At 69.4% G+C, this 25283-nt stretch carries 25 protein-coding genes and 2 tRNA genes; 17 read left to right on the top strand and 10 right to left on the bottom strand.

The window, feature by feature from the left end; all coding sequences use genetic code 11:
• Positions 1-70 precede the first annotated feature (70 nt).
• Genes JNB50_RS20790 through JNB50_RS20775 form a run of 4 tightly spaced genes read left to right on the top strand, consistent with a single transcriptional unit; the run spans position 71 to position 3624 of the window.
• Positions 71-559 carry a ribose-5-phosphate isomerase gene (locus JNB50_RS20790; protein ID WP_208042049.1) on the top strand — a complete coding sequence of 163 codons (489 nt, stop codon included), beginning with the start codon at positions 71-73 and terminating at the stop codon, positions 557-559.
• Positions 559-1533, top strand: coding sequence for an Fpg/Nei family DNA glycosylase (locus tag JNB50_RS20785; protein ID WP_208042048.1), 975 nt, complete (start codon positions 559-561; stop codon positions 1531-1533). Before JNB50_RS20790 ends, JNB50_RS20785 begins: the two co-directional genes overlap by 1 nt.
• A gap of 10 nt (positions 1534-1543) precedes the next feature.
• Positions 1544-2182: an FMN-binding negative transcriptional regulator gene (locus JNB50_RS20780; protein WP_208042047.1), complete on the top strand. Its 639-nt coding sequence runs from the start codon at positions 1544-1546 to the stop codon at positions 2180-2182.
• A 50-nt stretch (positions 2183-2232) separates the two neighbouring features.
• Positions 2233-3624: an amidohydrolase gene (locus JNB50_RS20775; protein ID WP_307794819.1), complete on the top strand. Its 1392-nt coding sequence runs from the start codon at positions 2233-2235 to the stop codon at positions 3622-3624.
• Between the two features lie 74 nt (positions 3625-3698).
• On the opposite strand, the gene JNB50_RS20770 is transcribed toward JNB50_RS20775, so the two are convergent.
• Positions 3699-4181, bottom strand: a complete 483-nt coding sequence (locus JNB50_RS20770; RefSeq protein WP_208042045.1) for a Dps family protein — start codon at positions 4179-4181, stop codon at positions 3699-3701.
• Positions 4182-4489: 308 nt separating this feature from the next.
• On the opposite strand from JNB50_RS20770, the gene JNB50_RS20765 reads away from it, so the two are divergent.
• Together JNB50_RS20765 and JNB50_RS20760 are read left to right on the top strand one after the other, a co-directional pair.
• Entirely contained in the window at positions 4490-5770 is a 1281-nt protein-coding gene (locus tag JNB50_RS20765) for a sensor domain-containing protein (RefSeq protein WP_307794818.1), read from the top strand.
• Between the two features lie 32 nt (positions 5771-5802).
• On the top strand, positions 5803-6459 hold the full coding sequence (locus JNB50_RS20760; RefSeq protein WP_208042043.1) for a response regulator transcription factor: 657 nt from the start codon (positions 5803-5805) through the stop codon (positions 6457-6459).
• Positions 6460-6602: 143 nt separating this feature from the next.
• On the opposite strand, the gene JNB50_RS20755 is transcribed toward JNB50_RS20760, so the two are convergent.
• A tRNA-Gly gene (locus tag JNB50_RS20755) sits at positions 6603-6673 on the bottom strand.
• Between the two features lie 99 nt (positions 6674-6772).
• On the opposite strand from JNB50_RS20755, the gene JNB50_RS20750 reads away from it, so the two are divergent.
• Positions 6773-6847, top strand: a tRNA-Pro gene (locus tag JNB50_RS20750).
• A gap of 59 nt (positions 6848-6906) precedes the next feature.
• Positions 6907-8316, top strand: a complete 1410-nt coding sequence (gene tig / locus JNB50_RS20745; RefSeq protein WP_208042042.1) for a trigger factor — start codon at positions 6907-6909, stop codon at positions 8314-8316.
• A 78-nt stretch (positions 8317-8394) separates the two neighbouring features.
• On the opposite strand, the gene JNB50_RS20740 is transcribed toward tig, so the two are convergent.
• Entirely contained in the window at positions 8395-9201 is an 807-nt protein-coding gene (locus JNB50_RS20740) for an SDR family oxidoreductase (protein WP_208042041.1), read from the bottom strand.
• A gap of 113 nt (positions 9202-9314) precedes the next feature.
• Between JNB50_RS20740 and JNB50_RS20735 the strand changes: the two genes are divergently transcribed.
• From JNB50_RS20735 to clpX, 5 genes are all read left to right on the top strand, one after another.
• Positions 9315-9920: a TetR/AcrR family transcriptional regulator gene (locus tag JNB50_RS20735; protein ID WP_208042040.1), complete on the top strand. Its 606-nt coding sequence runs from the start codon at positions 9315-9317 to the stop codon at positions 9918-9920.
• A gap of 84 nt (positions 9921-10004) precedes the next feature.
• Positions 10005-10493, top strand: coding sequence for a tetratricopeptide repeat protein (locus tag JNB50_RS20730; protein ID WP_208042039.1), 489 nt, complete (start codon positions 10005-10007; stop codon positions 10491-10493).
• A 140-nt stretch (positions 10494-10633) separates the two neighbouring features.
• Positions 10634-11227 carry an ATP-dependent Clp protease proteolytic subunit gene (locus JNB50_RS20725; RefSeq protein ID WP_208042038.1) on the top strand — a complete coding sequence of 198 codons (594 nt, stop codon included), beginning with the start codon at positions 10634-10636 and terminating at the stop codon, positions 11225-11227.
• Positions 11228-11255: 28 nt separating this feature from the next.
• A complete protein-coding gene (locus JNB50_RS20720; protein ID WP_243768765.1) occupies positions 11256-11954 on the top strand; it encodes an ATP-dependent Clp protease proteolytic subunit in 699 nt (232 codons plus the stop codon).
• A 235-nt stretch (positions 11955-12189) separates the two neighbouring features.
• A complete protein-coding gene (clpX, locus tag JNB50_RS20715) occupies positions 12190-13464 on the top strand; it encodes an ATP-dependent Clp protease ATP-binding subunit ClpX (RefSeq protein ID WP_208042037.1) in 1275 nt (424 codons plus the stop codon).
• Here clpX and JNB50_RS20710 read toward each other — a convergent pair.
• The gene (locus tag JNB50_RS20710; RefSeq protein ID WP_208042036.1) at positions 13421-14728 is read right to left on the bottom strand and encodes an ion channel protein; all 1308 of its coding nucleotides are present in this window, start codon (positions 14726-14728) and stop codon (positions 13421-13423) included. The two genes, clpX and JNB50_RS20710, sit on opposite strands and share 44 nt — an antisense overlap.
• Before the next feature lie 115 nt (positions 14729-14843).
• Positions 14844-16883 carry a M3 family metallopeptidase gene (locus tag JNB50_RS20705; RefSeq protein WP_208042035.1) on the bottom strand — a complete coding sequence of 680 codons (2040 nt, stop codon included), beginning with the start codon at positions 16881-16883 and terminating at the stop codon, positions 14844-14846.
• Positions 16884-17087: 204 nt separating this feature from the next.
• Between JNB50_RS20705 and JNB50_RS20700 the strand changes: the two genes are divergently transcribed.
• The 3 genes from JNB50_RS20700 to JNB50_RS20690 are packed head-to-tail and all read left to right on the top strand — an operon-like array spanning position 17088 to position 19206.
• Positions 17088-17720 carry a winged helix-turn-helix domain-containing protein gene (locus tag JNB50_RS20700; RefSeq protein WP_208042034.1) on the top strand — a complete coding sequence of 211 codons (633 nt, stop codon included), beginning with the start codon at positions 17088-17090 and terminating at the stop codon, positions 17718-17720.
• Positions 17717-19024 (top strand): MFS transporter, encoded by a 1308-nt coding sequence (locus tag JNB50_RS20695; protein ID WP_208042033.1) that lies wholly within the window; start codon positions 17717-17719, stop codon positions 19022-19024. Before JNB50_RS20700 ends, JNB50_RS20695 begins: the two co-directional genes overlap by 4 nt.
• Complete coding sequence (locus JNB50_RS20690) at positions 19021-19206, top strand: hypothetical protein (RefSeq protein WP_208042032.1); 186 nt, start codon at positions 19021-19023, stop codon at positions 19204-19206. The genes JNB50_RS20695 and JNB50_RS20690 overlap by 4 nt, the downstream gene beginning before the upstream one ends.
• A gap of 24 nt (positions 19207-19230) precedes the next feature.
• On the opposite strand, the gene JNB50_RS20685 is transcribed toward JNB50_RS20690, so the two are convergent.
• The 5 genes from JNB50_RS20685 to JNB50_RS20665 all read right to left on the bottom strand — a co-directional run bounded on the left by JNB50_RS20685 (position 19231) and on the right by JNB50_RS20665 (position 24505).
• Entirely contained in the window at positions 19231-19497 is a 267-nt protein-coding gene (locus JNB50_RS20685; RefSeq protein ID WP_208042031.1) for a hypothetical protein, read from the bottom strand.
• Positions 19497-19967, bottom strand: coding sequence for a GNAT family N-acetyltransferase (locus JNB50_RS20680; RefSeq protein WP_208042030.1), 471 nt, complete (start codon positions 19965-19967; stop codon positions 19497-19499). Before JNB50_RS20680 ends, JNB50_RS20685 begins: the two co-directional genes overlap by 1 nt.
• Before the next feature lie 70 nt (positions 19968-20037).
• Positions 20038-20484: a GNAT family N-acetyltransferase gene (locus tag JNB50_RS20675; protein ID WP_208042029.1), complete on the bottom strand. Its 447-nt coding sequence runs from the start codon at positions 20482-20484 to the stop codon at positions 20038-20040.
• Complete coding sequence (valS, locus tag JNB50_RS20670) at positions 20481-23090, bottom strand: valine--tRNA ligase (RefSeq protein ID WP_208042028.1); 2610 nt, start codon at positions 23088-23090, stop codon at positions 20481-20483. Before valS ends, JNB50_RS20675 begins: the two co-directional genes overlap by 4 nt.
• Positions 23091-23182: 92 nt before the next feature.
• Positions 23183-24505: an MFS transporter gene (locus tag JNB50_RS20665; protein WP_208042027.1), complete on the bottom strand. Its 1323-nt coding sequence runs from the start codon at positions 24503-24505 to the stop codon at positions 23183-23185.
• 64 nt (positions 24506-24569) lie between these two features.
• On the opposite strand from JNB50_RS20665, the gene JNB50_RS20660 reads away from it, so the two are divergent.
• Entirely contained in the window at positions 24570-25202 is a 633-nt protein-coding gene (locus JNB50_RS20660) for a TetR/AcrR family transcriptional regulator (protein ID WP_208042026.1), read from the top strand.
• Positions 25203-25283 lie beyond the last annotated feature (81 nt).

Raw genomic sequence — 25283 nt, 5'->3', positions numbered from 1 at the left:
CCGATCCACCTTAGTGAGGTCGCGCGTCGGCTGCGCCGGCGGCGTCGGAGGCCTTCCCTAGACTGTGAGCATGCGCATCCACATCGCCACCGATCACGCCGGTCTCGAGTTCAGCACGCACCTCCAGCAGCACCTGTCGCAGGCCGGTCACGAGGTCGTCGACCACGGCCCGACGGAGTACGACCCGCTCGACGACTACCCGGCGTTCTGCATCAACGCGGCCAAGGCGGTCGTGCGCGATCAGCAGGCCGGCGTGGAGGCCCTTGGCGTCGTCTTCGGCGGCTCCGGCAACGGCGAGCAGATCGCGGCGAACAAGGTGTTGGGCGTGCGTGCGGCGCTGGTATGGAACGAGAGCACCGCGCTGCTGGCCCGCCAGCACAACGACGCGAACGTCATCTCGATCGGCGCGCGGCAGCACACCGTCGAGGAGGCGACACGGTTCATCGACGTCTTCATCGCCGAGCCGTTCTCGCTCGAGGAACGCCACGTGCGCCGCATCGCGCAGCTCGCCGAGTTCGAGGCGACCGGCGACATCGCGGGCAAGAACGTGGACCGCTGATGCCCGAGGGCCACTCCGTCCACCGCATCGCGAAGCAGTTCGCCGTCAACTTCGTGGGCCACCGCATCGCCGTGTCCTCCCCGCAGGGCCGGTTCGCCGCCGACGCCACGCGCATCGACGGGCACACGATGGTGGCGGCGAAGGCCGTCGGCAAGCAGATGTTCCTCGAGTTCGACAACGACCTCTGGCTGCGCATCCACCTGGGCATCTACGGCGCCTGGGATTTCGCTGGCGACATCAGCGTCGATCCCACCATCGCGAGCGCCAACGGGCGGATGGGGCAGACCAACCAGACCGGCACGATTCTGGACGAGGCCGGCGAGAACTCCCTGCACTCGATCGGCGCTCCCCGCCGCACGCGGCTGCGCATGTCGGAGTCCGAGAAGGTGGAGGCCGACATCGACGTCTTCCCGCCGGAGCCCGTCGGCCAGGTGCGCGTCCGTCTGCTCAGCGACACGGCCGTCGCCGACCTCCGCGGCCCGACGGCGTGCGAGGTGCTCGACCCGGCGCAGGTCGACGCGGTGATCGCGAAACTCGGCCCCGACCCGCAGGTCGACGCCGGCCCGGAGGCCGAGGAGGCCTTCGTCGCGAAGGTGCGCTCGAAGCCCACCGCGATCGCTCTGCTGCTGATGGACCAGAGCGTGGTCAGCGGTATCGGAAACGTCTACCGTGCCGAACTGCTGTTCCGCGCCCGGCAGAACCCGCACACGCCGGGCAAGCTCGTCCCCGAAGAGACCGTGCGCGCGCTCTGGCGCGACTGGGTGCACTTGCTGCAGATCGGTGTCGAGACCGGGCAGATGATGACCATGGACGACCTCGACGACGAGTCGTACCGCAAGGCGATGGCCAAGCGGGAGGACCGGCACTGGGTGTACAAGCGCGAGGGGCTGCCCTGCCGCGTGTGCGGAACGCACATCCTCATGGAGGAGCTGGGCGGGCGCAAGCTGTACTGGTGCCCGAAAGACCAAGCCTAGGAGGGCGCCGATGCGTCAGAATCCCAGCTTCGCCCTGGGCGAGCGGGCCGAGATCGAGCGGATCATCCGTGAGAACCCGTGGGGAACCTTCGTCAGCAGCACGTCGGCGGGGCTGGTCGCATCGCACTACCCGGTGATCCTCGACGACACGCGCGAGGAGCTCAGCATCGTCAGCCACGTCGGCCGGCCCGACGAGCAGCTGCACGAGCTGGGGGAGCACGAGCTGCTCGTCATCCTGCAGGGCCCGCACGGCTACATCTCCTCGTCGTGGTACGACGCCGATCCGGCGGTGCCGACCTGGAACTTCGTGGCCGTCCATCTCTCGGGCGTTCCGGAGATCCTCAGCGCCAAGGAGAACCTCCTTGTGCTCGAGAAGCTCGTGGACCACTTCGAGCGCGAGCTGCCGAACCCGCGGCAGATGCGCGGCACGCTGGAAGACGAGCGCTATGCCGAGCGCATCTCGTCCGGCACGGTCGGCCTCCGCCTGACGCCGACGAAGATCGTCGCCAAGCAGAAGATGAGCCAGAACCGACCGGGCCACATCGTCGACTCGATCATGACCGAGCTGGGCGGCGACTCGCCGTATGCCAGCCCGGCGCTGCTCCGCGAGATGCAGCTCGTGCACGACCGCCGCCGCGCGGCACGATGAGCGTCGTGCTCGCGGGGGCCCGGCTAGCGGGGTCGGATTCCCACGTCGATGTGACCGTTCGCGACGGCGTTATCACGTCCGTGCGCCCGGTTGGCTCATCGGCTGATCGTGACGTCGAGCACCTCCCGGTCGACGGGCGCTGGCTGATCCCGGGCCTCTGGGATCAGCACGTCCACTTCACGCAGTGGGCGCAGACGGCCCGACGCCTGGACGTGTCAGGCGCGGCGTCGGCGGCGGAGTGCGCCGAGCTGGTCCGTTCGCGCGCGCGTGCGGATCCTGGCTCGGACGTCCTGGTCGGCTTCGGGTTCCACGACGCACGGTGGCCCGACCTCCCGACCCGCGAGCTGCTGGACGCCGCGGCCGGCGACCGACCGGTGGTGCTGATCGCCGGTGACCTGCACTGCTCGTGGCTGAACTCCGCAGCGATGGCCCGCTTCGCGCCAGGTACGGAGGGCGCGCTCCTGCGCGAGGACGCGAGTTTCGCACTGACCAGCGCGCTCACACCGACCGACGTGACCACGCTCGACCACTGGGCGGCGGACGCCGCGCAGCGCGCCGCCGAACGCGGTGTCGTCGGCATCGTCGACCTCGAGTACGGGTGGAGTCTGGAGACGTGGACGCGCCGCATCACGGCAGGGTTGCAGTCGCTCCGCGTCGAGTTTGGCGTCTACCGCGACCGGCTGGACGACGCCGCGGCGCTCGGCCTGCGGACCGGCGGCGTGATCGACGGGACCGGCGGCCTCCTCAGCATGGGGCCGTTCAAGGTGATCTCCGACGGCTCGCTGAACACCCGCACGGCGCTCTGCCGGCATCCGTATCCGGACGGCGGCCATGGCGTCGCCAACCTGACGCCGGCCGAGCTCCTGGCCGACCTGCGCTTCGCCGTCGCCAATGGCATCGAGCCCGCCGTGCACGCCATCGGCGACGAGGCCAACCGTCGAGCCCTCGATGCGTTCGCTGCCGTGGGCGCGAGAGGCCGCATCGAGCACGCGCAGCTGATCGACCCGGCCGACATCCCGCGGTTCGCCGAGCTCGGCGTCACGGCGAGTGTCCAGCCGGAGCACGCGATGGACGACCGCGACGTCGCGGACCGGCTCTGGGCCGGCCGCACCCACGACGCGTTTCCGCTCGCCGACCTCCTGTCGTCAGGCGCCCGGTTTGCATTCGGCTCGGACGCTCCCGTCGCGCCGCTCGACCCGTGGGCGGCGATCGCGTCAGCGGTGGGTCGCACACGTGACGGTCGTGAGCCGTGGCATCCCGAGCAGCGGATCTCCGTGTCGGCCGCGCTCGACGCCTCCACGCGGTCTCGCGTCGCCGTGACCGAGCCCGCCGACCTCGCGCTCGTGGAGCGGGATCCGTTCGGTGCCACGGTGGACGAGCTGCGGGCGATGCCGGTTTCCGCGACCCTCCTCGCGGGTCGCTTCACCCACTCCACCCTCTGAACACGCCGAAGGGCACGTTGTTGTCCCCTTCGGATGCCGAAGGGGACAACAACGTGCCCCTCGCTGCGTGCGACCTACTCGCTGATGTGGGCGAACAGGAACCAGCGGTCCTTGTCGAGACCGCGGGCGATCTCGATGGCGACGTCCTGGCTGGTCTGGTCGAGCTCGTCCAGCTCTGCAACGGCGGTGTTGACGCTCGCAAGCGCGGCGTCGATCTGGGCGATCACTTCGGCGATCGTCTCGTTCGAGGGCCGGAAGCCCGCGGTGAGCTCCGCGGTGGTGGTCTTGGCTGCGACGGTGCCGAGGCGCGCGTCGACCGGGAGGCCGAGGGCGACGATGCGCTCCGCGGCGAGGTCGGCCCACTCCTGGGCGTGGTCGACGATCGTGTCGAGCAGCTCGTGCACGCCGATGAAGTTGGCGCCGCGCACGTGCCAGTGCGCCTGCTTGCCGTTCACGACGAGTGCGGTGAGGTCGATGACCACGGGGGTGAGGAACTGTGCGACCCCTGCGGCGACGTCGGGGTTCGAAACGCTCTGGCTTGCAGCGATGTCCGTCATGGTGGCGTCCTTTCTTCTGCCTGACCACAACGCTACTGCGCCCTCGGAATTCCGCAACGAAGCTGAGGCTGCACTAACGAAGGCGAGCCTTGGTGGGGGTTAACCCCCGAACCGATCCGGCGGCGGACGGGATGTGATGCCGCTGACCCAGACGGGAGGCTGGAGGCATGAACGATTCGAGCACTGCGGCCCTGCCGACAGCACGCACCGAGGCGGCCCGCGGGTCTGCCAGTCTGGACACTGTGACCGCCCACCCAGCCTCTCCGGCGACCCCCGAGCGAACGACCTACGCATCGTTGTGGCGACGCGTGCCCCGGGAGCTGGGCTTCCTCGTCCTGACGATGCCGATCGCGATCATCGGGCTGTCGGTGCTCTCGTCGCTGTTCTGGACGGGCATCGGCACCGTCGTCATCTACGTCGGCTTCTTCATCGTCGTCGCGGCGTTCTACGTGGCGCGCGCGTTCGGAACGGTCGAGCTGACCCGTCTCGACTGGGCGGGGGCCGCTCCCGTCCCGCGGCCGGTGTGGGAGCCGGCGGACCGTCCGCGCACCTTCTGGCGGACGGTGTTCGGCCCGTGGGCGAACGGCCACTACTGGCTGTACCTCCTGCACGGAATGATCATCAACCCGATCATCAGCGTCATCAGCTGGAGCATCACCATCACCTGGACGGCCGGCGCGCTGGGCGGGCTGACGGGCTGGATCTGGCTCGGCTTCATCCCGAGCGGCAACCGGGACTTCTTCCTCTCCCGGGTCCTGGCCGACTCGATCTTCGGCATTCACTCGACGTTCGACCCCGTCGCCGGCGATCGCGTCCTGTACCTGATCTTCGGCGTCATCTTCGCTGTGACCCTGCCGTTCGTGACCCGCGGCCTCACGCTGCTGCACCACGCGATCGCGCACGGAGTGCTCGGCGCCTGGCGGTCGGAGGCACTCCAGCGGGAGGTCGCCGACCTGTCCGCACAGCGCGGTGCCGCTGTCGCCGCGGAGGACCAGTCGCTGCGCCGCCTGGAGCGCGACCTCCACGACGGCCCGCAGCAGCGCCTGATCCGCCTGCAGATGGACATCGCCTCCGCCGAACGCAAGCTCGCGGACGACCCGGAGGCCGCCGCCTCGCTGCTCGCCGAGGCCCGCAAGCAGGCCGGCGACACGCTCGAGGAGCTGCGGGCGCTCTCCCGCGGTTTCGCGCCCCCGATCCTGCAGGACCGCGGTCTGCAGGCGGCCGTGGAGTCGCTCGCGGCACGGAGCACCATCCCGATGATGGTGGAGTCGTCGCTGCAGGCGGGGGAACGGTTCAGCCCGGAGGTGGAGCGGAACGCGTACTACGTGCTCGCGGAACTGTCGGCGAACCTGGCCAAGCACTCGGGGGCGACCGCCGCGCGGCTGGTCCTCGACGAGTCGGTCGACGCGGAGGGCCGGCCGTGGCTGTCGGTCTGGCTGACGGACAACGGCAACGGCGGCGCGTCGGTCGTCACCGGGCACGGACTGAGCGGTCTGACCGAGCGGGTGCACGGCCTCCGCGGCGAGCTGACGGTCGACAGCCCGGTGGGCGGCCCCACCCGGATCGGCGCGCGCCTGCCGCTCGGCTGAGCGGGCCTCCCGCACTGCCATAGGGTGGTGGCGTGCCTGCCACCACCCCCCTCCGTCTCGTCGTCGCCGACGACTCCGTCCTGCTGCGCGAGGGCCTGGTCCGTCTCCTGGACGAGGCCGGCTTCGAAACGGTCGGCGCGTTCGGCGACGCCGAGTCCCTGCTCGCCGCCCTCCCCGCGCTGCAGCCCGACATCGCGATCCTCGACGTCCGGATGCCCCCGACGTTCCGCGACGAGGGCGTCCGCGCCGCGCTGGAACTGCGATCGTCGTTCCCGGGGGTGGGAGTGCTGCTGCTCAGCCAGTACGTGGAGGGCACCTACGCCCAGGAACTACTGGCGAGCGGCCGGGGCGGCACCGGCTACCTGCTCAAGGACCGCGTCGCGTCGCTCGACGAGCTGCGCGACGCGGTGACCCGGGTCGCAGCGGGCGGCACGGTGCTCGACCCCGAGGTCGTCCGCGAACTGCTGGTGCGCCGCACCGACCCGCTGTCATCACTGACGCCGCGCGAGCGCGACGTGCTGGGGCTGATGGCGGAAGGACGAACGAACGCCGCGATCGCGTCGCGGCTCGTTATCGGGGTGGGCGCCGTCGAGAAGAACGTGACGGCCATCTTCCAGAAGCTGGGGCTGGAGGACTCGGGGGACGACCACCGGCGGGTGCTGGCGGTGTTGGCTGTTTTGGAGCGGTGAGCTCCCGTACGTTCTGGCATGCGACTTAGCAGCCCGACTTTCGTCACGAATCACGACATTCGTGGCACGAATCTCGAGATTCGTGACGAAACTTGCAGTCGACCGTGTTTCTCGACGGGCCGCTCGGCCAGCGTTTCCAACGGAGGGGATGACGGGAATCGAACCCGCGTAATCAGTTTGGAAGACTGAGGCTCTACCATTGAGCTACATCCCCGAAGGCCGTCCTGCTCGGACGGCCGACGACCATCGTAGTACACGCGGGCGACTGCTCGCGTGCAGTAGACTTGCGCACGGTCTTTCGCACCGCTGAAGCCGGGGCGTAGCTCAGCTTGGCTAGAGCGCCCGCTTTGGGAGCGGGAGGTCGCAGGTTCGAATCCTGTCGCCCCGACGAGGACCTCGTTCCTTGCGAGTAGACCATCGTTCGAACATCAGGAGAACCCAGACATCGTGAAGACCACGGTCGAGAAGCTCAGCCCCACGCGCACCAAGCTCACCATCTCGGTGACGCCGGAGGAGCTGCAGCCGTCCATCAAGCACGCCTACGAGCACATCGCCGAGCAGGTGAACATCCCCGGTTTCCGCAAGGGCAAGGTGCCGCCGCCCATCATCGACCAGCGGGTCGGCAAGGCCGCCGTGCTTGAGCACGCGGTCAACGAGGGGCTCGACACCTTCTACCGCCAGGCGGTGGAGGAGAACGACGTGCGTCCCCTCGGCCGTCCGGAGGCCGACATCACCGAGTGGCCGAACGAGAAGGACTTCTCCGGCGACCTGCTGCTGACCATCGAGGTCGACACGCGGCCCGAGGTCACCCTGCCCGACTTCGGCGACATCACCCTCACCGTCGATGCTGCGGAGGTCTCCGTGGACGACGTCGAGGAGGAGCTCGACCGTCTGCGCAGCCGGTTCGGCACGCTCGTCACCGTCGACCGTCCGGCCAAGACCGGTGACTTCGCGCAGATCGACCTGGTCGCCACCATCGGCGGCGAGGAGGTCGACACGGCCGCGAACATCTCGTACGAGCTCGGCTCCGGCGAGCTGATCGACGGCATCGACGAGGCGCTCGACACGCTGACCGCCGGCGAGACCACCACCTTCGAGGCCCCGCTCATGGGCGGCGACCACGAGGGCGAGAACGCGCAGATCACCGTCACCCTCAACGCCGTCAAGGAGCGCGAGCTCCCGGAGGCCGACGACGACTTCGCGCAGATCGCCAGCGAGTTCGACACCATCGGCGAACTGCGCACCAGCCTGCGCACCCAGGTCGAGCGCGCGAAGGCGTTCGGCCAGGGCACCGCCGCTCGCGACCAGCTGGTCGACAAGCTCCTCGAGCTCGTCGAGATCCCGGTTCCGGCGCAGCTGGTGGAGGACGAGGTGCACCGTCACCTCGAGCAGGAGAACCGTCTCGACGACGACACGCACCGTGCAGAGGTGACCGAGTCGAGCGAGAAGACCTTCCGCACGCAGATCCTCCTCGACGAGGTCGCGCAGGCCGAGAACATCAAGGTCAGCCAGGACGAGCTCACCCAGTACCTCGTGCAGGGCGCCGCCCAGTACGGCATGGACCCGAACGAGTTCGTCAAGATCCTCAGCGAGAACGGTCAGATCCCGTCGATGGTCGGCGAGGTCGCCCGCAACAAGGCGCTCGCGATCATCCTCGGCAAGACCGAGGTCGTCGACACCAACGGCAAGAAGGTCGACCTCACCGAGTTCGTCGCACTCCCGGAGGATGCCGCGGACGAGGACGCTGTGGACGAGTCCGCCGCGGACGAGGTTGCCGAAGCTCCCGCCGAGGAGCCGGCCGCCGAGGAGAAGCCGAAGAAGCGTGCCGCCAAGAAGAAGGCCGCCGACGCCGAGTAGTCCTCACCGACACGCACACAGAAGAGCCGGGCACCGCGAGGTGCCCGGCTCTTCGGCGTTCAGCGGCCCGTCGCGCGGCTACGCGCGCGCCTCGGCCGCCGCCATCACCCGCCCGGTCGTGTTGACGAGCAGCCTCCTGCTGAGCAGCCGCGAGAGCGCCGCGCTCACCCGGTTGCCTGTTCCCGAGATGACGCTCGGCGGGGCGTTCCGACGGTCGAGGGTCGTGAGCGCGAGGTCCACGACCTGCTGCGCGGTCTGCATGCGGCCGACGCGGGCGTTCTCGGAGCCGACCACGTCGAAGAACTCGGTGCGCGTGGCTCCGGGCGAGAGGGCGAGGACGCGGAGCCCGCTCGCACGCGTCTCGTGCCAGAGCGCCTCCGTGAAGCTGAGCACGAACGCCTTCGTCGCGCTGTAGACCGCCATCGACGGCACCGGCTGGTAGGCGGCCGTGCTGGCGATGTTGACGAGGGCGCCGTCGCCGTGGCGGACCAGGTCCGGGATGTAGGCGCGGGAGAGCGCGACGAGCGTCGCGACGTTGAGGGCGATCTCGCTGCGGATGCGATCGGGGTCGGCGACCTCGAAGCGCCCGTGGGTCGCGAACCCGGCATTGTTGACGAGCGTGTGGACGTCCAGGCCGAGCCGGTCGGTCTCCGCGCGGAGGGTGGCTGCGGCGTCGGCTGCGGCGAGGTCGAGCGGGATCGTGGTGACGGCGACGCCGTGCTCGGAGCGGAGCCGGCCGGCCAGCGCGTCCAGTCGGTCCGCCCGCCGCGCGACCAGCGCGAGGTCGGCGCCGCGGGCGGCGAGCCGACGGGCGAACTCCTCGCCGAGGCCGGAGCTCGCCCCGGTGATCAGGGCGACTCCACGGCGGTAGTCGACAGGGGACATGATTCCTCCAAGGTGCGCCGCGGGGCGCGTCAGAAAGTGGATGAACGGGTGTTCACTGATGTAGCTTTACACCTGTACACCGATTTGTCCAGTTCGTCCGAGAGGGAGGCATCGTGACCAAGCGAGAGGCGAACGCGCGGGGGGACGGCGATCGGCTGCGGGAGCAGCTCGTCGCCGCGGCGAGTGAGCTGCTCCTCGCGCCCCAGCCGCTCGCGGCGCCCTCGCTCCGGGCGGTCGCCAGGGCGTGCTCGGTGTCGCCTGCAGCGGTCTACCTGCACTTCGCCTCCCAGCAGGACCTGATCCGTGCGGTCGTCGCGGCGCAACTGGACGCGCTCCGCGCCGACCTTCCCCGGCTCGAGGACCCGGCCCTCCCGCTTCGCGAGCGGCTGGAGGAGTACGCGGTTCGCTACGCTCAATGGGGTGTCGCTCATCCCGGCGCTTACCAGTTGATCTTCGAGAGCGCGGACCGCCTCGGCCTCGACGATCACGACGACAGACCCGGCTGGGACATGATCGATGCCGTCGCCGCAGCGCTCGGCGGCGACCCGGAGGCGGGCGGCGTTACGGCGATCCAGGCCACCCGGTTGTGGGTGGCCCTGCACGGCCTGACTTCGCTGCGCATCCACAAGCCGGGGTCGATCTGGACGACCGCCCTGGACGAGGACGCCCGCGCGATCGTCGCCCTCCATCTCGCAGCGATGGGCGTCGAGAGGCCGTAGCCGCAGTCCGGGGGCGCAACGGCTCTGGCACGATGGGGAGCGGCGTGTTGCGCCTTCTGCGGACGCGGCGAGGGAGGAGTCACGATGGACGACTGGCGGCAGCGGCTGGATGCGGTGTGGGCCGAGGCGGAGGAGCTGGGGGAGCAGGGCACGGTGGACGCGATCGATTCGCTCGTCGCCGAGCGTGCGCCCGACGACCCCGAGGCCCTGTTCGAAGCGGCAGGCGCCCGGGATTTCGCCGGCCGCGAGGCGGAGGCCGAGCCGCTCTACCGTGCGGCGTTGGCCCAGGGCCTCGCCGAGCCGGAACGCGGTCAGGCGATCGTGCAGCTGGCCAGCACGCTGCGCAACCTCGACCGCGCCGACGAGTCGCTCGCGCTGCTGCGCGACTTCCTGCTCGCCGAGCCCGGCCATCCCCTCGCCGACGCGGCGAAGGCGTTCGCGGCGCTCGCGCTCTTCGACGGCGGCCTCCACGCCGATGCCCTGCGGGAAGCGCTCGACGCGCTCGCCCCGCACCTGCCGCGGTACCGCCGTGCCGTGGAGGCCTACGCGGCGGCACTCGACGACGACCACTGAGGAACCGGGCGCCGAAGAAGCGTGGAGAGCGCCCGCCGACCGGCCAGCGCGACACCCACTCTGCCCAGGGCGAACAGCGCGGAATTGCGCTCCGCCCTCCGATAGATTCGATGCCAAGCGACAAAGGAAACGGAGCGAACATGGCCGACATGGGTATCCAGCCCAGTGTTTTCGACAGACTGCTGAAGGACCGCATCATCTGGCTCGGTTCCGAGGTGCGCGACGAGAACGCCAACGAGATCGCCGCGAAGCTGCTGCTCCTGGCCGCAGAAGACCCCAAGCGAGACATCTACCTCTACATCAACTCTCCCGGCGGATCCATCACCGCCGGCATGGCGATCTACGACACGATGCAGTTCGTGCCGAACGACATCGTCACCGTCGGCATCGGCATGGCGGCCTCCATGGGCCAGCTGCTCCTCACGGCCGGCACCAAGGGCAAGCGGTACATCACGCCGAACGCGCGCGTACTGCTGCACCAGCCGCACGGCGGCTTCGGCGGCACCGCGAGCGACATCCAGACGCAGGCCCAGCTGATCCTCGACATGAAGAAGCGCCTCGCCGAGATCACCGCTGCGGCGACCGGCAAGTCGGTCGAGCAGATCAACGCCGACGGCGACCGCGACCGCTGGTTCACCGCCCAGGAGGCACTGGACTACGGCTTCGTCGACCACATCCGGGAGTCCGCGCTGGACGTCTCGGGCGGCGGCGGCACCGACCAGGAGACCAAGTAGGAACCGCCGGAAGGATAAGGACATCACTATGAACACCCCCATGCTCGGCGGCTCCAGCCTCGGCGGCTCCGCCTTCGGCGGTCAGGCCTTCGGCGGCGTGCAGGCGCCAGGCGCCCGCTACATCCTGCCCAGCTTCGAGGAGCGCACCGCCTACGGCTACAAGCGCCAGGACCCGTACGCCAAGCTCTTCGAGGACCGCATCATCTTCCTCGGCGTGCAGGTGGACGACGCCTCGGCCGACGACATCATGGCCCAGCTCCTCGTGCTCGAGAGCCAGGACCCGGACCGCGACATCGTCATGTACATCAACTCGCCCGGCGGCTCGTTCACCGCGATGACGGCGATCTACGACACGATGCAGTACATCCGCCCGCAGATCCAGACGGTCGTGCTCGGCCAGGCGGCCTCGGCCGCCGCCGTGCTCACCGCCGCCGGCACGCCCGGCAAGCGCCTCGCGCTGCCGAACGCCCGCATCCTGATCCACCAGCCCGCCGTCGGCGAGGCCGGCCAGGGCCAGGCGTCCGACATCGAGATCCAGGCCAACGAGATCATGCGCATGCGCACCTGGCTGGAGGAGACGCTCGCGCGCCACTCCAACCGTTCGGTCGAGCAGGTCAACAAGGACATCGACCGCGACAAGATCCTCTCGGCAGAGGAGGCGCTGGAGTACGGCCTCATCGACCAGGTCCTCACCAGCCGGAAGACCCTGCCCGCGCTCGTCAAGTAGCAGTCCGAACGACCGGTCGGGATGATCCTCGGGATGATCCCGTCCGGTCGCTGGCGTACGGAACGCCCCCGTCCCACGCGGACGGGGGCGTTCGTTCGTCCGCACGCGGGCCGCCGCAGACGTCTGCTGTCGGCATAATCACTGTCACCGCGTGTCGAATACGCGCTGGTGCGCGCCTTTGTCGTCGCCACGGGTTAGGCTCGACGGGGAGACCCGAAGAAGGAGGGGGAGACGGATGGCACGCATCGGGGAGAGCGCCGATCTGCTCAAGTGTTCCTTCTGTGGCAAGAGCCAGAAGCAGGTTCAGCAGCTGATCGCCGGTCCTGGCGTGTACATCTGCGACGAGTGCGTCGAACTCTGCAACGAGATCATCGAGGAGCGACTGGCCGAAGCGGGCGAAGAAGCCTCCGGCGAGTTCGACCTCCCGAAGCCGAAAGAGATCTTCGGCTTCCTCGAGGAGTACGTCATCGGTCAGGAGCAGGCGAAGCGCGCGCTGGCCGTGGCCGTCTACAACCACTACAAGCGGGTGCGGGCCAAGCAGACGCTCACCTCGGCCGACGCGATCGACGACGTCGAGATCGCGAAGTCGAACATCCTGCTGATCGGCCCGACGGGCTGCGGCAAGACCTACCTTGCACAGACGCTGGCCCGGAGGCTCAACGTGCCGTTCGCCGTCGCCGACGCGACCGCGCTGACGGAGGCCGGCTACGTCGGCGAAGACGTCGAGAACATCCTGCTCAAGCTCATCCAGGCCGCCGACTACGACGTCAAGCGCGCCGAGACCGGCATCATCTACATCGACGAGGTCGACAAGATCGCCCGCAAGGCCGAGAACCCGTCGATCACACGCGACGTCTCGGGTGAGGGCGTACAGCAGGCGCTCCTGAAGATCCTGGAGGGCACGGTCGCGTCGGTGCCGCCGCAGGGCGGCCGCAAGCACCCGCACCAGGAGTTCATCCAGATCGACACGACGAACGTCCTCTTCATCGTCGCCGGCGCCTTCGCCGGGCTGGAAGACATCATCTCGTCGCGCGCGGGCAAGAAGGGCATCGGCTTCGGAGCCCCGCTGCACTCCAAGGGTGACGACATCAACCTCTTCTCGGAGGTGCTGCCGGAAGACCTGCACAAGTTCGGTCTCATCCCCGAGTTCATCGGGCGCCTCCCCGTCGTCACGACGGTCACGCCGCTCGACCAGGATGCCTTGATGCAGATTCTGACGGTGCCGAAGAACGCCCTGGTCCGTCAGTATCAGCGCATGTTCGAGCTCGACGGCGTCCAGCTCGAGTTCGAGCACTCCGCCCTCGAGGCGATCGCCGACCTCGCGGTGCTGCGCAAGACGGGCGCCCGCGGCCTCCGCGCGATCATGGAGGAGGTGCTCGGGCCGATCATGTTCGAGGTGCCGTCGAGCTCCGAAGTCGCACGCGTGGTCGTCACCAGGGAAGCCGTGCTCGAGAACGCCGCTCCGACTATCGTCCCGCACCGTCCGCGGCGCGAGGAGAAGTCGGCGTAATCGCCTTCGGGGTGATCAGGAACTCCGGCGCCTTCGTCACCATCAGCCAGGCCGGCAGAACGGCCAGCGACAGGATCGGCAGCACCAGCAGGTTCTGGGTCACCGCCACGCCGACGAAGATCGCGATCCACCCGTCGCGGGTGACGGCGAGCGTGATGCCCATGACGCCGGCCGCGACGGCGACGGGCAGCGGGACGACCGGCACCAGCGCGACCGCGAGGGTTCCCAGCGCGGCGCCGATGAAGACGGCGGGGAAGACCCGTCCGCCGCGGAAGCCGGAGCTTGCGGCGACGAGGAGCGCGGCGAGCTTGACCACGACGATCAGAACGAGCTGGCCTGAGGAGTAGTCGGCGCGGTTCACGACGAGCGTGCCCATCTGCTCCAGGCCCTTGAATAGGGTGATCGGGCCGCCGACGGCGCCGAGCACGCCGAGCACGATACCTCCGGCCAGCGTGATGAGCAGCGGGTGGCGCAGAGCGTGGAAAGCGCGGTGGACCAGCGGGAAGAGCGCAGCGCCGAGGATTCCGAGAGCCGTCGCGACGGCGCCGATGATGAGAGCGGCCAGCACATCCCACCCGGTCACGTGCGTGTAGGCGGGCATCGGGATGGCCAGGTGCGGATGGGCGAGCAGCGTCATGGTGAGTGAGCCGGCCGCTGCCGCGACCAGCGGGAGGAACAGCTTGTCCCAGAGCGCGCCCCCGCCCTTGACCGCCGCGACGATCCCTGTGAAGACCAGGGCGGCAGCGACCGGCGTGCCGAACAGCGCGCCGATGGTTCCGGAGGCCGCCATCAACATCACGAGCCGCGGGGGAACGGCCTTCCAGAGGCGGCCGGCGAGGGTGACGAGCAGGCTCACGTTGATCGCGATGATCGGGTTCTCCGGCCCCAGGCTGACGCCGCCCGCGAGCCCCAGCACCGCCGCGAGGGCGAGTGACGGGACGATGCCGATGCGCAGGGGAGCGGCGACCAGGTCCGTGGTGGCGGAGTCCGGGCCGGCGTGCCCGGGGACCAGCCAGACCGTCAGACCGACCGCGAGACCGGTGACGGTGAGGACCAGGAAGATCCACCAGCCGGAGGACGGGCTGATGCCGAGGGCGGCCGGAAGCGTCTTCCAGATGCCGTCGTCGACGACCCCGGCGACTTCGTCCACGACCCAGAGCGTGAGAGCGCTGACGATGCCGATCAGGACGGCGGGGACCGAGAGCAGCAGGAGCGATCGGACGGTCGGCGCCGAGAGCTCCGGCTCCGGCTGCGTGGATGTCATGACCACCCCTTCCCGACGGTTCGGCGCCCGGACGTATCCGGGCGCCGCCGCGCTGCGCTCAGGCTAGAGCCTCCCGCGGGAAGAGGGCTAGAGCCCGCTCAGCTGTCGCGCCGCCTCAGCCGTCGAGCCCGCGGCGCTTCAGCAGCGGCTCGATGACGGCGTCGCGCCCGCGGAAGTCGCGGTAGGCCTCCAGCGGATCCTTCGATCCGCCGACCCCGAGGAGGCGCCGGCGGAACCGGTCGCCGTTCTCGCGCGTCAGCCCGCCGTTCTCCTTGAACCACTCGACCGTGTCGGCGTCCAGCACCTCGCTCCAGATGTAGGAGTAGTAACCGGCGTCGTAGCCGCCGGAGAAGGTGTGCGCGAAGTACGTGCTCGCGTAGCGCGGCGGAACGGCGGGGTTGTCGAGTCCGACGGCGGCGAGGGCGGCGGCTTCGAACGCGGCGACGTCGGTCACGTCGTCATCGGCGGTGATCGCGTGCCAGGCCTGGTCGAGTAACGCCGCCGCAAGGTACTCGCTGGTGGCGAAGCCCTCGTTGAACGACTCCGAGGCCTGCAGCCGGTCGATGAGGTCCTGCGGCATCCGCTCGCCGGTCTGATGGTGGACGGCGTAGTTGGTCACGATCTCCGGCCACAGCATCCACATCTCGTTCACCTGGCTGGGGAACTCGACGAAGTCGCGGAACACGTTGGTGCCGGCGAACTTGGGGTAGGTCACCCGCGCGAAGAGGCCGTGGAGGGCGTGGCCGAACTCGTGGAAGAGCGTGTTGGTCTCGTCGTACGTGAGCAGTGTCGGCTCCCCGGCGGCCGGCTTGGGCACGTTGAGGTTGTTGACGACGACCGTGGGGTTGTCGAGGAGGGTCGACTGCGAGATGAGCGGGTTCATCCACGCTCCGCCGCGCTTGGAGTCCCGTGTGTAGAGGTCGAGGATGTACAGCCCGACACCGGTGCCGTCCTCATCCCGCACCTCGAAGACCCGTGCCTCGGGGTGGTAGGCGACCAGGTCGGGACGCTCCTCGAACGTGATCCCGTAGAGCTGGGTGGCGGCGTGGAAGACGCCGTCTCGCAGCACGCGCTCCGCTTCGAAGTACGGGCGCATCGCTGCGAAGTCGACGTCGAACTTCTCCTGGCGCACGGTCTCGGTGAGTGCGGCCCAGTCCCAGCTCTGCACCGTCTCGTCGTCGCCGAGCTGCCTCTGGAGGTCGGCCTCCTCCGCGCGGGCGTTGCGGGCGGCCGGTGGCGCGAGCCGGCCCAGCATGTCGGCGACGGCCTGCGGGTTCTTCGCCGTCTCGTCGGCGGTCACGAAGGCCGCGTGCGTCTCGAAGCCGAGGAGGCGGGCGCGCCGGGCGCGCAGCCGGGTGATCTCGAGGACGAGCTCGCGGTTGTCGTGTTCGCCGCCGCGGATGCCGCGGGAGCGCGAGGCGACCATGATCCGCTCGCGCGATCGGCGGTTCGTGAGGCCGGCGAGCCACGGGTGCCCCGTCGGCAGCACGAGCGTCACGACGTACTTCCCGTCGAGTCCGCGTTCGCGCGCCGCCTCTGCGGCAGCGGAGATCTCGCCGTCGCCGAGTCCGGCGAGGTCGTCCGCGGTGTCGAAGACCACGGCCAGTTCGTTGGTGTCGGCGAGCAGGTTCTTCTCGAACCGGGTGGTGAGCGTCGACAGCCGCTGGTTGTAGTCGCGCAGCGTCGCCTTCTGATCGTCGTCGAGTCCCGCTCCGGCGAGGGTGAACTCGGTGAAGTAGCGCTCGATCAGATAGATGCTCTCGGCATCGAGTCCGAGCGCGTGGCGGCGCTCGTGCAGGCTCTGCAAGCGACGGTACAGCGCAGGATCCAGGCGGATCGCGTCCTGGTGTGCGGACAGCAGCGGAGCGATCTCCTCCTCCAGCGCGTTCGTGAAGTCGGTGCTGTCGGACGAGCTCTTGTTGAAGAAGACCTCGGCGACCCGCTGCAGGGTCTGCCCCGATCGCTCGAGCGGGATCATCGTGTTCTTGAACGTCGGCGGTTCCGTGGTGGCGGTGATCGCGGCGATCTCGGCCAGCTGCTCAGCGAATCCCCGTTCGAAGGCGGGGCGGTAGTGCTCGTCGCGGATCTCCGCGAACGGGGGAAGCTGATAGGGGAGCGTGCTGGGGGAGAAGAGCGGATTCACGGTGTCTGCCATGCGACCAGCCTAGGGTGCCGAACTGTTCACGTGTCTGGTCGCGGCTCGCGACGTGGACTGGGGCGGCACGACGTGTGCGCTGCTGCTGCCCGGGCTCGCCGGGTGGATGGGGATCAGCAGGCAGTTGCTGCAAACACTGGTTTGCAAAGAAGCTATTGCAAAGAAACAGTTGCAAAGAAGTCTTTGCATGGTTACTCTGGTCGCATGTCCTCCGACGAGACCACTCCAGCAGGCGCCGAACAGTCGACAGACGACTACGAGCCGCACTTCGAATCCATCGGCATGCCGGCCCTGCGTGCGCTGGCGCACCCGCTGCGTGTGGAGATCATGAACGAGCTCTCCGACTTCGGGCCGGCCACGGCGTCGATGCTGGCCGAGCGGCTGGGGGAGTCGAGCGGCTCGACCAGCTACCACCTCCGCCAGCTCGCCAAGCACGCCATCGTCGTCGAAGACGCTGAGCGCGGGAGCGGCAGGGAACGCTGGTGGCGCATGGCCGCCGGCGGCGTCACCATCGGCGGCGCCGAGACCCTGGAGACACCGGCCGGGCGGGAGATCACCGAGCAGATCTCGCTCAACTGGCAGCAGAACAACGAACGGCGTCTGAACGCGTTCCTGCGGCGCGGGCTCGACACCTTCGGCATGGAGTGGGTGGAGGCGTCAGCGCTCTCCACGTCGCACCTCGAGGTGTCGCGCGAGCAGCTCGGTGAGCTGGCCACGGAGTACTACAAGCTGCTCAACCGCCTCAAGGAGAAGTGGAAGGCCGATCCCGCCGACGACCGCAAGCGCGTCCAGGTGCAGTTCAACGCCTTCCCGTTGGTCGAGCAGGAGCACCGATGAGCACGCCGGCAGCGAAGCCGGCGGCGCTCGGCGGCGGCTTCGGCCGGCTCTGGACCGCCGCGATCGCGAGCAACCTCGCCGACGGCATCGGCCGCACGGCCGTGCCGCTGATCGCGACGACGCTGACCCGCGACCCGGCGCTGATCGCCGGGCTCACTGCTGTGGCGTTCCTGCCGTGGCTGCTGTTCGGGATCCCCGCGGGCATGCTGCTCGACCGCGTCGACCGGCGCGTCGCGATGGCGGTCGCCAACGGGCTCCGCTTCGCCGTCGCCGCGCTGGTGGCGCTGCTGATCGCCACGGGCGACCTCACGATCTGGAGCCTCTACGGCTGCGTGCTGCTGTTCGGGCTCGGGGAGACGGTGTTCGACAACGCCACGACCACCGTGGTGCCGAGCCTCGTGAGCCGTGACCAGCTCGACCGGGCGAACGGTCGCATGCAGTCGGCCGAGATCGTCGTACAGAACTTCATCGCGACGCCGATCGCCGGCTTCCTCTTCGCTGCGGCGATCGCCTTGCCGATGTGGCTCACGGGCAGCGGCTTCCTCATCTCGGCGCTACTGGTGCTGACCATCCCGGTCGCCGCGGCTCGCGCGCACCAGGTCGGCGCGCGGCAGACCGGCGCGGAGGCCGCTCCGCGACCGGGCATGGGCGCGGTCGTCCGCTTCCTGTGGGACGACCGGTTCCTGCGGAAGATGATCATCCTCACGTCGATCACCGCGTCGGCGCTGTCGTTCGCGCAGGGGAGCGTGGTGCTTCTGCTGCTGCAGACCTACGCCCTGCCCGCCTCCCTGGTCGGTGTCGTCACGGCCGGGGTCGGGGTGGGCGCTCTGGTCGGAGCTCTGCTCTCCAGCCGGTTCGTCGCACGCTTCGGGCGGGGCCGCGTGATGTTCGTGTCGATCCTCATCAGCGGTTTCGGCATCCTCGGCGTCGGGCTCACCGGCAATGTGGTGCTCGGCGTGCTCTCCTACGCCATCGGGGCCTTCGGGGTGGCCGTCTGGAACGTGCCGTGGGGTGCGCTGCGGCAGGCCATCATCCCCGGCGCGATGCTCGGCCGCGCCATGGGCATCGTCCGCACCATCGGCTGGGGACTCACGCCCATCGCCACCGTCCTCGGCGGCTTCGTCGCCCGCGTCGACCTGCGGCTGCCGTTCGTGATCGGCGGCGTCATCGTGGTGGTGTTCGCACTGATCGCGACGCGCCTCCTGCTCAGCGCTGGTCGTTACGGGCAGGCTCAGGCCGCCGACTCCACGTCGCCCGACGACCAGAACCAGAACCAGACCATCTCGGAAGGAACCGCATCATGACCGCCATCTCCGTGCCCGTGCGCCGGCCGTTCAGCCAGCGCGCCGCACTCCGGCTCGGTCGCGCCCTCACCGCCTGGGGGATGCGTCAGCCCGCACGCCACAGCCGTCACGCCGAACTTGTGGCGATCGTCGAGCAGCACCGCGACCGAGCGGCGCGCACGCTCCCGCAGCTGCCGCGCTGACCGGCGCGGCGTCGGAGGGGCCCGTCAGACCTCGTCGTAGTCGGAGGGCTCGGTCTCGACCGTCTGCGTGATCGTGGCCGAGTCCTCCCGGTCGTTGTAGCGGATGACCGTGCCATCGTCGAGTTCGACGACGGGCTTGCCCTCCAGCCAGGTCAGGGTCCAGCGCCAGCCGGCCGTGTCGACATCGGTCGCCGTGAGCTCCTCCTCGACAGTGGAGACGGCGTAGGTCACCACCTCCGGAAGCTTCGACGGAGGCGTCTCGCCGACGGCCCAGCGGCTCCCGAGCTGCATCAGGCGGTCTCCTCGCCCTGGGCGGCGACGAGGTCGATCTCGTAGGTGACCCACGTCGTCTTGCTGGCGACAGAGTCGTACACGTGTTGGGCGGCGGCGTTGTCGGCGGCGGTGATCCACTGGACCACGCCCAGCCTGCGCTCTTCGGCGAGGGATCGCACGGCGGCGATCAGCTGGCGGCCGATGCCCTTTCCGCGCTCGTCCTCCAGCACGTAGAGGTCGTCGAGGAACAGGCCGCGATCGCCCTCGAGAGGCCGCGCGAACTCGCGCACGTGGGCCAGCCCGACGATGCGGTCGCCGTCGACGGCGACGTAGCCGAGCTCCTCGTGCTCGGCATCGGTGAGCCACGACCACAGAACCAACGCCCTCTGGTCGGTCAGCTCGGTCTCGTAGAACTCCGCGTACTTCGCGTACAGATCGAGCCAGGCGAAGAAGTCGCCATCCTTGACCGGTCGAATCTCGATCGACATCAGCCCCTCCGTTCGGCTTCCCTGCCCGGCTGGGAGCACCGGACGTGTAACGACCATATCGCGGACCCGTTCAGGGGACGAGGTCGTAGGTGACCCACTTGGTCTTCTCCGCGACGCGGTCGTAGAGCTTGCGGGCCTCCTGGTTGTCTTTCGCCGTGATCCAGCGGACGACCGAGAGCCCGCGATCCTTCGCGATCGAGCGGAGCTCTTCGAGGAGGGCTGTGCCCGCACCGGCGCCGCGCGCGTCCGGTACGACGAAGAGGTCGTCGAGGTAGAGGCCCTTGCTTCCGTCGAGCGGACGGCAGAACTCGCGCACGTGCGCGATCCCGATGGGAGTGCCCTCCTCGTCCACGGCGAAGTACGCCTCGACACCGCTCTCGGGGTCGGTGATCCAGCTCCAGACGAGGAGCGCCTTCTCATCGGTGATGGGCGTCTCGTAGAACTCGCCGTACCCCGCGTAGAGGTCGAGCCAGGTGAAGAACTCGTTGTCCTCCACGCGCCGGACGTCAGCCGTCATCGTTCCTCCTCGCTGGGCACCTGCGTGAGGAGGATATCGGTCACCGAGAGCTCTTCCGCGGATGCGAAACGCAGTTCGGCGATTCTGCCCACCGAGGCGAGGTCGGCTGCGGCCGACTCGATGGCTGCGATCTCGTCGGCCGGTCCGCTGATGACGGCGGAGTCCACGGGAGTGCGCTGCGAGGCCTTCGCAGCCGTCTTGGCGCCGCGGATCGCCGTGAGGGCGCGGCCGACCACGGTCAGGACGCTGTGCGCCTGCGACCAGTCGGCGGCGACCTCGTCGGGGCGCGGCCAGGGCGCGACGTGCACCGAACCCGACTCCGACCAGCTCCAGGCCTCTTCGGAGGCGAAGGGCAGAACGGGTGCGAACAGCCGCAGGAAGGCCGAGAGCGCTACGCGGAGGGCGACGACGGCCGAGACCTGACCGGCGTCCGGCTCGCCGTACGCTCGCTCCTTCACGAGCTCGAGGTAGTCGTCGCAGAACGTCCAGAAGAACGTCTCGGCGATCTCCAAGGCGCGGGCGTGGTCGTAGCCCTCCAGAGCCGCCGTGGCGTCGGAGACGACGACAGAGAGCTGCTGGAGCATGCTGCGGTCGAGCGGGGCGGTCACCTGCGCCAGATCGAGCGAGGCGGGGGCGTCGAAGCCGTGGATGAACTTCGCCGCGTTGAGCAGCTTGATCGCCAGGCGACGGCCGATCTTGATCTGGGTCGGGTTCTGCGGGTCGAAGGAGGCGTCGGTGCCGAGCCGGGAGGACGCGGCCCAGTAGCGCACGGCGTCGGACCCGTGGCGCTCGAGGATGTCGGCGGGGGTGACGACGTTGCCCTTCGACTTCGACATCTTCTTGCGGTCGGGGTCCACGATGAAGCCGGAGATCGCCGCGTTGGTCCACGGGGCCACACCGTCTTCGAGCTGCGAGCGCAGCAGGGTCGAGAACAGCCAGGTGCGGATGATGTCCTGGCCCTGCGGACGCAGGTCGAACGGTGCGACGGTGCGGAACAGCTCCGGGTCGTCGACCCAGCCGCCCGCGAGCTGCGGGGTGAGCGAGGAAGTCATCCAGGTGTCCATCACGTCGTGCTCGCCGATGAAGCCGCCCGCCTGTCCGCGCTGTGCCTCGTCGAAGCCCGGTGCGGGGTCGGACGACGGGTCGACGGGGAGGCTCTCCTCGGACGGCAGGATGGGCTGGTCGAAGACGGGGTTGCCGTCGCCGTCGAGCGGGTACCAGACCGGGATCGGCACGCCGAAGAAGCGCTGGCGCGAGATCAGCCAGTCACCGGTAAGACCGTTGACCCAGTTCTCGTAGCGCACCCGCATGAAGTCGGGGTGCCAGTCGATGCCGCGGCCCAGCTCGATGAGCCGCTCGCGGAGCTGCTCGTCGCGGGCGCCGTTCTTGACGTACCACTGGCGGGTCGAGACGATCTCGAGCGGCTTGTCGCCCTTCTCGAAGAACTTCACGGGGTGCTGGATCGGCTTCGGCTCGCCGACGAGGTCGCCGGACGCGCGCAGCAGGTCAACGACGGCCTGCTTCGCCGAGAACACGGTCTTGCCGGCCAGCTGGGCGTACGCCTCGCGTCCGGTGTCGCCCTCGATCGCCGCGGGCGGCTCGGGGAGGATGCGGCCGTCGAAGCCGATGATCGCGCGGTTCGGGAGGTCGAGCTCGCGCCACCAGGTGACGTCGGTGATGTCGCCGAAGGTGCAGATCATGGCGATGCCGGTGCCCTTGTCGGGCTGAGCCAGGTGGTGGGCGACGACCGGCACCTCGACGTCGAACAGCGGGGTACGCACCGTGGTGCCGAACAGCGGCTGGTAGCGGTCGTCGTCCGGGTGCGCGACGAGCGCGACGCACGCAGGAAGGAGCTCGGGACGGGTCGTCTCGATGTAGACGGGACCGTCGGCGCCGTGGAAGGCCACCCGGTGGTACGCGCTCGGCTGCTCGCGGTCCTCCAGCTCGGCCTGGGCGACGGCGGTGCGGAAGGTGATGTCCCACAGCGTGGGGGCCAGCGCCTGGTAGGCCTCGCCGCGGGCCACGTTGCGCAGGAAGGCGAGCTGCGACGTGTGCAGCGCCTCGCGGCCGATGGTGCGGTAGGTCTGCGACCAGTCGACGGAGAGCCCGAGCGTGCGCCACAGCGCCTCGAACTGCTTCTCGTCCTCCACCGTCAGCCGCTCACAGAGCTCGATGAAGTTGCGACGCGAGACCGGCTTCTGGTCGGCCGCCTTGGTGCTCTTGTTGTCGCCGCCCTCGAACGGAGGGACGAAGCCGGGCTCGTAGGGGAGCGTGGGGTCGCAGCGGACGCCGTAGTAGTTCTGCACGCGGCGCTCGGTGGGCAGGCCGTTGTCGTCCCAGCCCATCGGGTAGAAGACGCGCTTGCCGCGCATGCGCTGGAACCGGGCGACGATGTCGGTGTGCGTGTAGCTGAACACGTGGCCGATGTGCAGCGAGCCGGAGGCCGTGGGCGGCGGGGTGTCGATCGAGTAGATCGCGTCGCGTCCGGCGGCGATGGCCCCGTCGCGGTCGAAGACGAACGTGCCGTCCTGCTGCCAGCGGTCTCCCCAGACGGCCTCGAGGCCTTCGAGTGCTGGCTTGTCGGGCACGGGGTTCGCGGCGGTCATGGCTCTCCGATTCGATATGTGCGGCACCGTGTCAACGGGGTGCCTGAGTGTGGTTTACCCGTCAAGGTTACCGGAGGGCCATGACCGACGGATCACACGTCGTCGATGATGGGCTTGCGGCGGGAGGCCGCCCATGCTGCGAGCAGGGTGATGATCGACATGACAGCGAGCACGATGCCGGGGTGCCACCAGGCGTTGCCGACGGCCTGTCCGAAGATCAGCGTGAGCGCCGGCACGAACGAGGTGAGCAGGGCCGCGACGCTGTAGGCCACCGAGAGGGCGCTGTAGCGGATCGGGCTCGGGAACAAGTCGGACATCAGTCCGCCGAGTCCCGCCCACGACAGGGTGGGGAGGATGCCACCGATGATCATGCTGCCGACGAGCACGCCGAACGAAGCCGACTGCAGCAGGAAATACATCGGGAAGGCGACGACCAGCGTGCCGATGGCGCCGATGGCGACCACCCGGGCGGAGCCGATCTTCGCGGCCCAGAGGCCGAACAGCGGAATGGTGACCAGCTGCAGCAGGCCGCCGATCGTCGTGGCGACCAGGAGGTCCTGGAACTTGAACCCGAGGACGGCAGTGCCGTAATCGACCATGTAGGTGTTCATGAGCGAGTAGGAGCCGATGCCGAGCACCGCGGCGCCGATGGCGATGACGAAGGCGGTCGGTGCCTTGGTGAACACGTCGACGACCGGGAAGCGGTCGCGGCGTCCGGTCTCGACGAGCTTGCGGAACACCGGCGTCTCGTCGATCGACCACCGCAGGTAGAGCGAGACCAGCAGCAGCGGGAACGCGGTGAGGAACGGGATGCGCCACCCCCACGCGGCGATGTCGGCTTGCGACATCGTGAGCGTGAGCACGATGAAGACCACGGCGCTCAGGATGGAGCCGACCGGGGAGCCGAGCTGGGGGAGCGCGGCGTAGAACCCGCGGCGCTTCGGGTTCGCGTACTCGGTCGCGAGCAGGATCGAGCCTCCCCATTCACCGCCGAGCGAGAGGCCCTGGACGAGCCGGAGGAGCACGAGAGCGACGCCCCCGAACCAGCCGGCCGCCGCGTAGGTCGGCAGCACGCCGACGAGGCCGGTGCTGATGCCCATCAGCAGAATCGTCATCAGCAGGACGGGACGGCGGCCGATCCGGTCGCCCAGGTGACCGAACACCACGGCGCCGACCGGGCGGATGACGAATCCGGCCGCGATCGCGAGGAACCCGGCGAGCACGCCCCCGAATGCGCCGAGCGGGGTGAAGAACAACGGGCCGACGAAGAATGCGGCGAAGTACGCGTAGAGATAGAAGTCGTACGATTCGAGGGAGGTTCCGACGAACGAGGCGATGGCGACGCGGCGGGCCGTGCCCGGTGTGATCCCGGGGCGGTCGGTCTCGCTGACGGCGAGCGTGGGGGTGGAGGTCACGGGTGTCCTTCTGACGGGGGTATCTGAACCGGGTCCAATATTAGGCGTGAGGAGACAACGCACGATGACACCGCGCCATTCCAGTGGCCACGGCACCGGCGGATCCGGCCGGCCCAGAGCCTCCTCGCGCGGGATGCTGGCGGAGGCGGCGGGGGAGCTGTTCCTCGAGCAGACCTACGCGGGGACGACGGTCGACGACATCGCCCGCAGGGCCGGCGTGAGCCGGGCGACCTTCTTCAACTACTTCTCGTCGAAGAGCGACCTGCTCTGGCTGGAGGTCGACGAATCGCTGGCGGCGTTCCCCGCGATGCTCGCCGCGGCCGACGACGACGTCGAGCCGATGGCCGCGGTGCTCGCCGCCGTCCTGCGGCTGGCCGACGGCTTCGGGCCGGAGCGGCTGCCGCTCGCCGTGACCCAGGTGGAGCTGATGGGCACCGACGACGAGCTCCAGGCGTCCGCGCTGCCGCGTTTCCTGGCCGTGGTGCGCCAGGTGGCGGTCGCGATCGCCCGGAGGTCGGGCGACGACCCGGACGGCCTCCTGCCTCGGGCGGCGGCCACCGCCGTGGTCGGCGCCGCTGTCGCCGCGGCGGGGGTATGGGCCCGCGCGGGAGTGGGCAGGGGCCCGCTGACGCCGGTCGTGCGCGACGCTGTCGAACCGGTCTGCGCGGGCTTCGCAGCCGCGCTCGCGAACCGATAGACTGGGGCGAACGACGTCGACCCGGCTATCACCGGTGAGTCTTCGGAAGAACGGCGGGCACTCGCCCGCTCAGTAGAACCG

This window comes from Leifsonia sp. TF02-11 (genome assembly GCF_017565305.1).
In the GTDB taxonomy this organism is placed as follows: Bacteria; Actinomycetota; Actinomycetes; order Actinomycetales; family Microbacteriaceae; genus Leifsonia.
This window is presented reverse-complemented; position numbering and strand designations above follow the sequence as displayed.

Bases quoted from the DNA above. Each gene is read 5' to 3' on its own strand.
- JNB50_RS20695 (WP_208042033.1), top strand. From the start codon at position 17,717: ATGAGCACGCCGGCAGCGAAGCCGGCGGCGCTCGGCGGCGGCTTCGGC.
- JNB50_RS20730 (WP_208042039.1), top strand. From the start codon at position 10,005: ATGGACGACTGGCGGCAGCGGCTGGATGCGGTGTGGGCCGAGGCGGAG.
- JNB50_RS20785 (WP_208042048.1), top strand. From the start codon at position 559: ATGCCCGAGGGCCACTCCGTCCACCGCATCGCGAAGCAGTTCGCCGTC.
- JNB50_RS20700 (WP_208042034.1), top strand. From the start codon at position 17,088: ATGTCCTCCGACGAGACCACTCCAGCAGGCGCCGAACAGTCGACAGAC.
- clpX (WP_208042037.1), top strand. From the start codon at position 12,190: ATGGCACGCATCGGGGAGAGCGCCGATCTGCTCAAGTGTTCCTTCTGT.
- JNB50_RS20770 (WP_208042045.1), bottom strand. From the start codon at position 4,181: ATGACGGACATCGCTGCAAGCCAGAGCGTTTCGAACCCCGACGTCGCC.
- JNB50_RS20660 (WP_208042026.1), top strand. From the start codon at position 24,570: ATGACACCGCGCCATTCCAGTGGCCACGGCACCGGCGGATCCGGCCGG.
- JNB50_RS20680 (WP_208042030.1), bottom strand. From the start codon at position 19,967: ATGTCGATCGAGATTCGACCGGTCAAGGATGGCGACTTCTTCGCCTGG.
- JNB50_RS20690 (WP_208042032.1), top strand. From the start codon at position 19,021: ATGACCGCCATCTCCGTGCCCGTGCGCCGGCCGTTCAGCCAGCGCGCC.
- JNB50_RS20685 (WP_208042031.1), bottom strand. From the start codon at position 19,497: ATGCAGCTCGGGAGCCGCTGGGCCGTCGGCGAGACGCCTCCGTCGAAG.
- JNB50_RS20725 (WP_208042038.1), top strand. From the start codon at position 10,634: ATGGCCGACATGGGTATCCAGCCCAGTGTTTTCGACAGACTGCTGAAG.
- JNB50_RS20710 (WP_208042036.1), bottom strand. From the start codon at position 14,728: ATGACATCCACGCAGCCGGAGCCGGAGCTCTCGGCGCCGACCGTCCGA.
- JNB50_RS20675 (WP_208042029.1), bottom strand. From the start codon at position 20,484: ATGACGGCTGACGTCCGGCGCGTGGAGGACAACGAGTTCTTCACCTGG.
- valS (WP_208042028.1), bottom strand. From the start codon at position 23,090: ATGACCGCCGCGAACCCCGTGCCCGACAAGCCAGCACTCGAAGGCCTC.
- JNB50_RS20740 (WP_208042041.1), bottom strand. From the start codon at position 9,201: ATGTCCCCTGTCGACTACCGCCGTGGAGTCGCCCTGATCACCGGGGCG.
- JNB50_RS20720 (WP_243768765.1), top strand. From the start codon at position 11,256: ATGAACACCCCCATGCTCGGCGGCTCCAGCCTCGGCGGCTCCGCCTTC.
- JNB50_RS20790 (WP_208042049.1), top strand. From the start codon at position 71: ATGCGCATCCACATCGCCACCGATCACGCCGGTCTCGAGTTCAGCACG.
- JNB50_RS20780 (WP_208042047.1), top strand. From the start codon at position 1,544: ATGCGTCAGAATCCCAGCTTCGCCCTGGGCGAGCGGGCCGAGATCGAG.
- JNB50_RS20705 (WP_208042035.1), bottom strand. From the start codon at position 16,883: ATGGCAGACACCGTGAATCCGCTCTTCTCCCCCAGCACGCTCCCCTAT.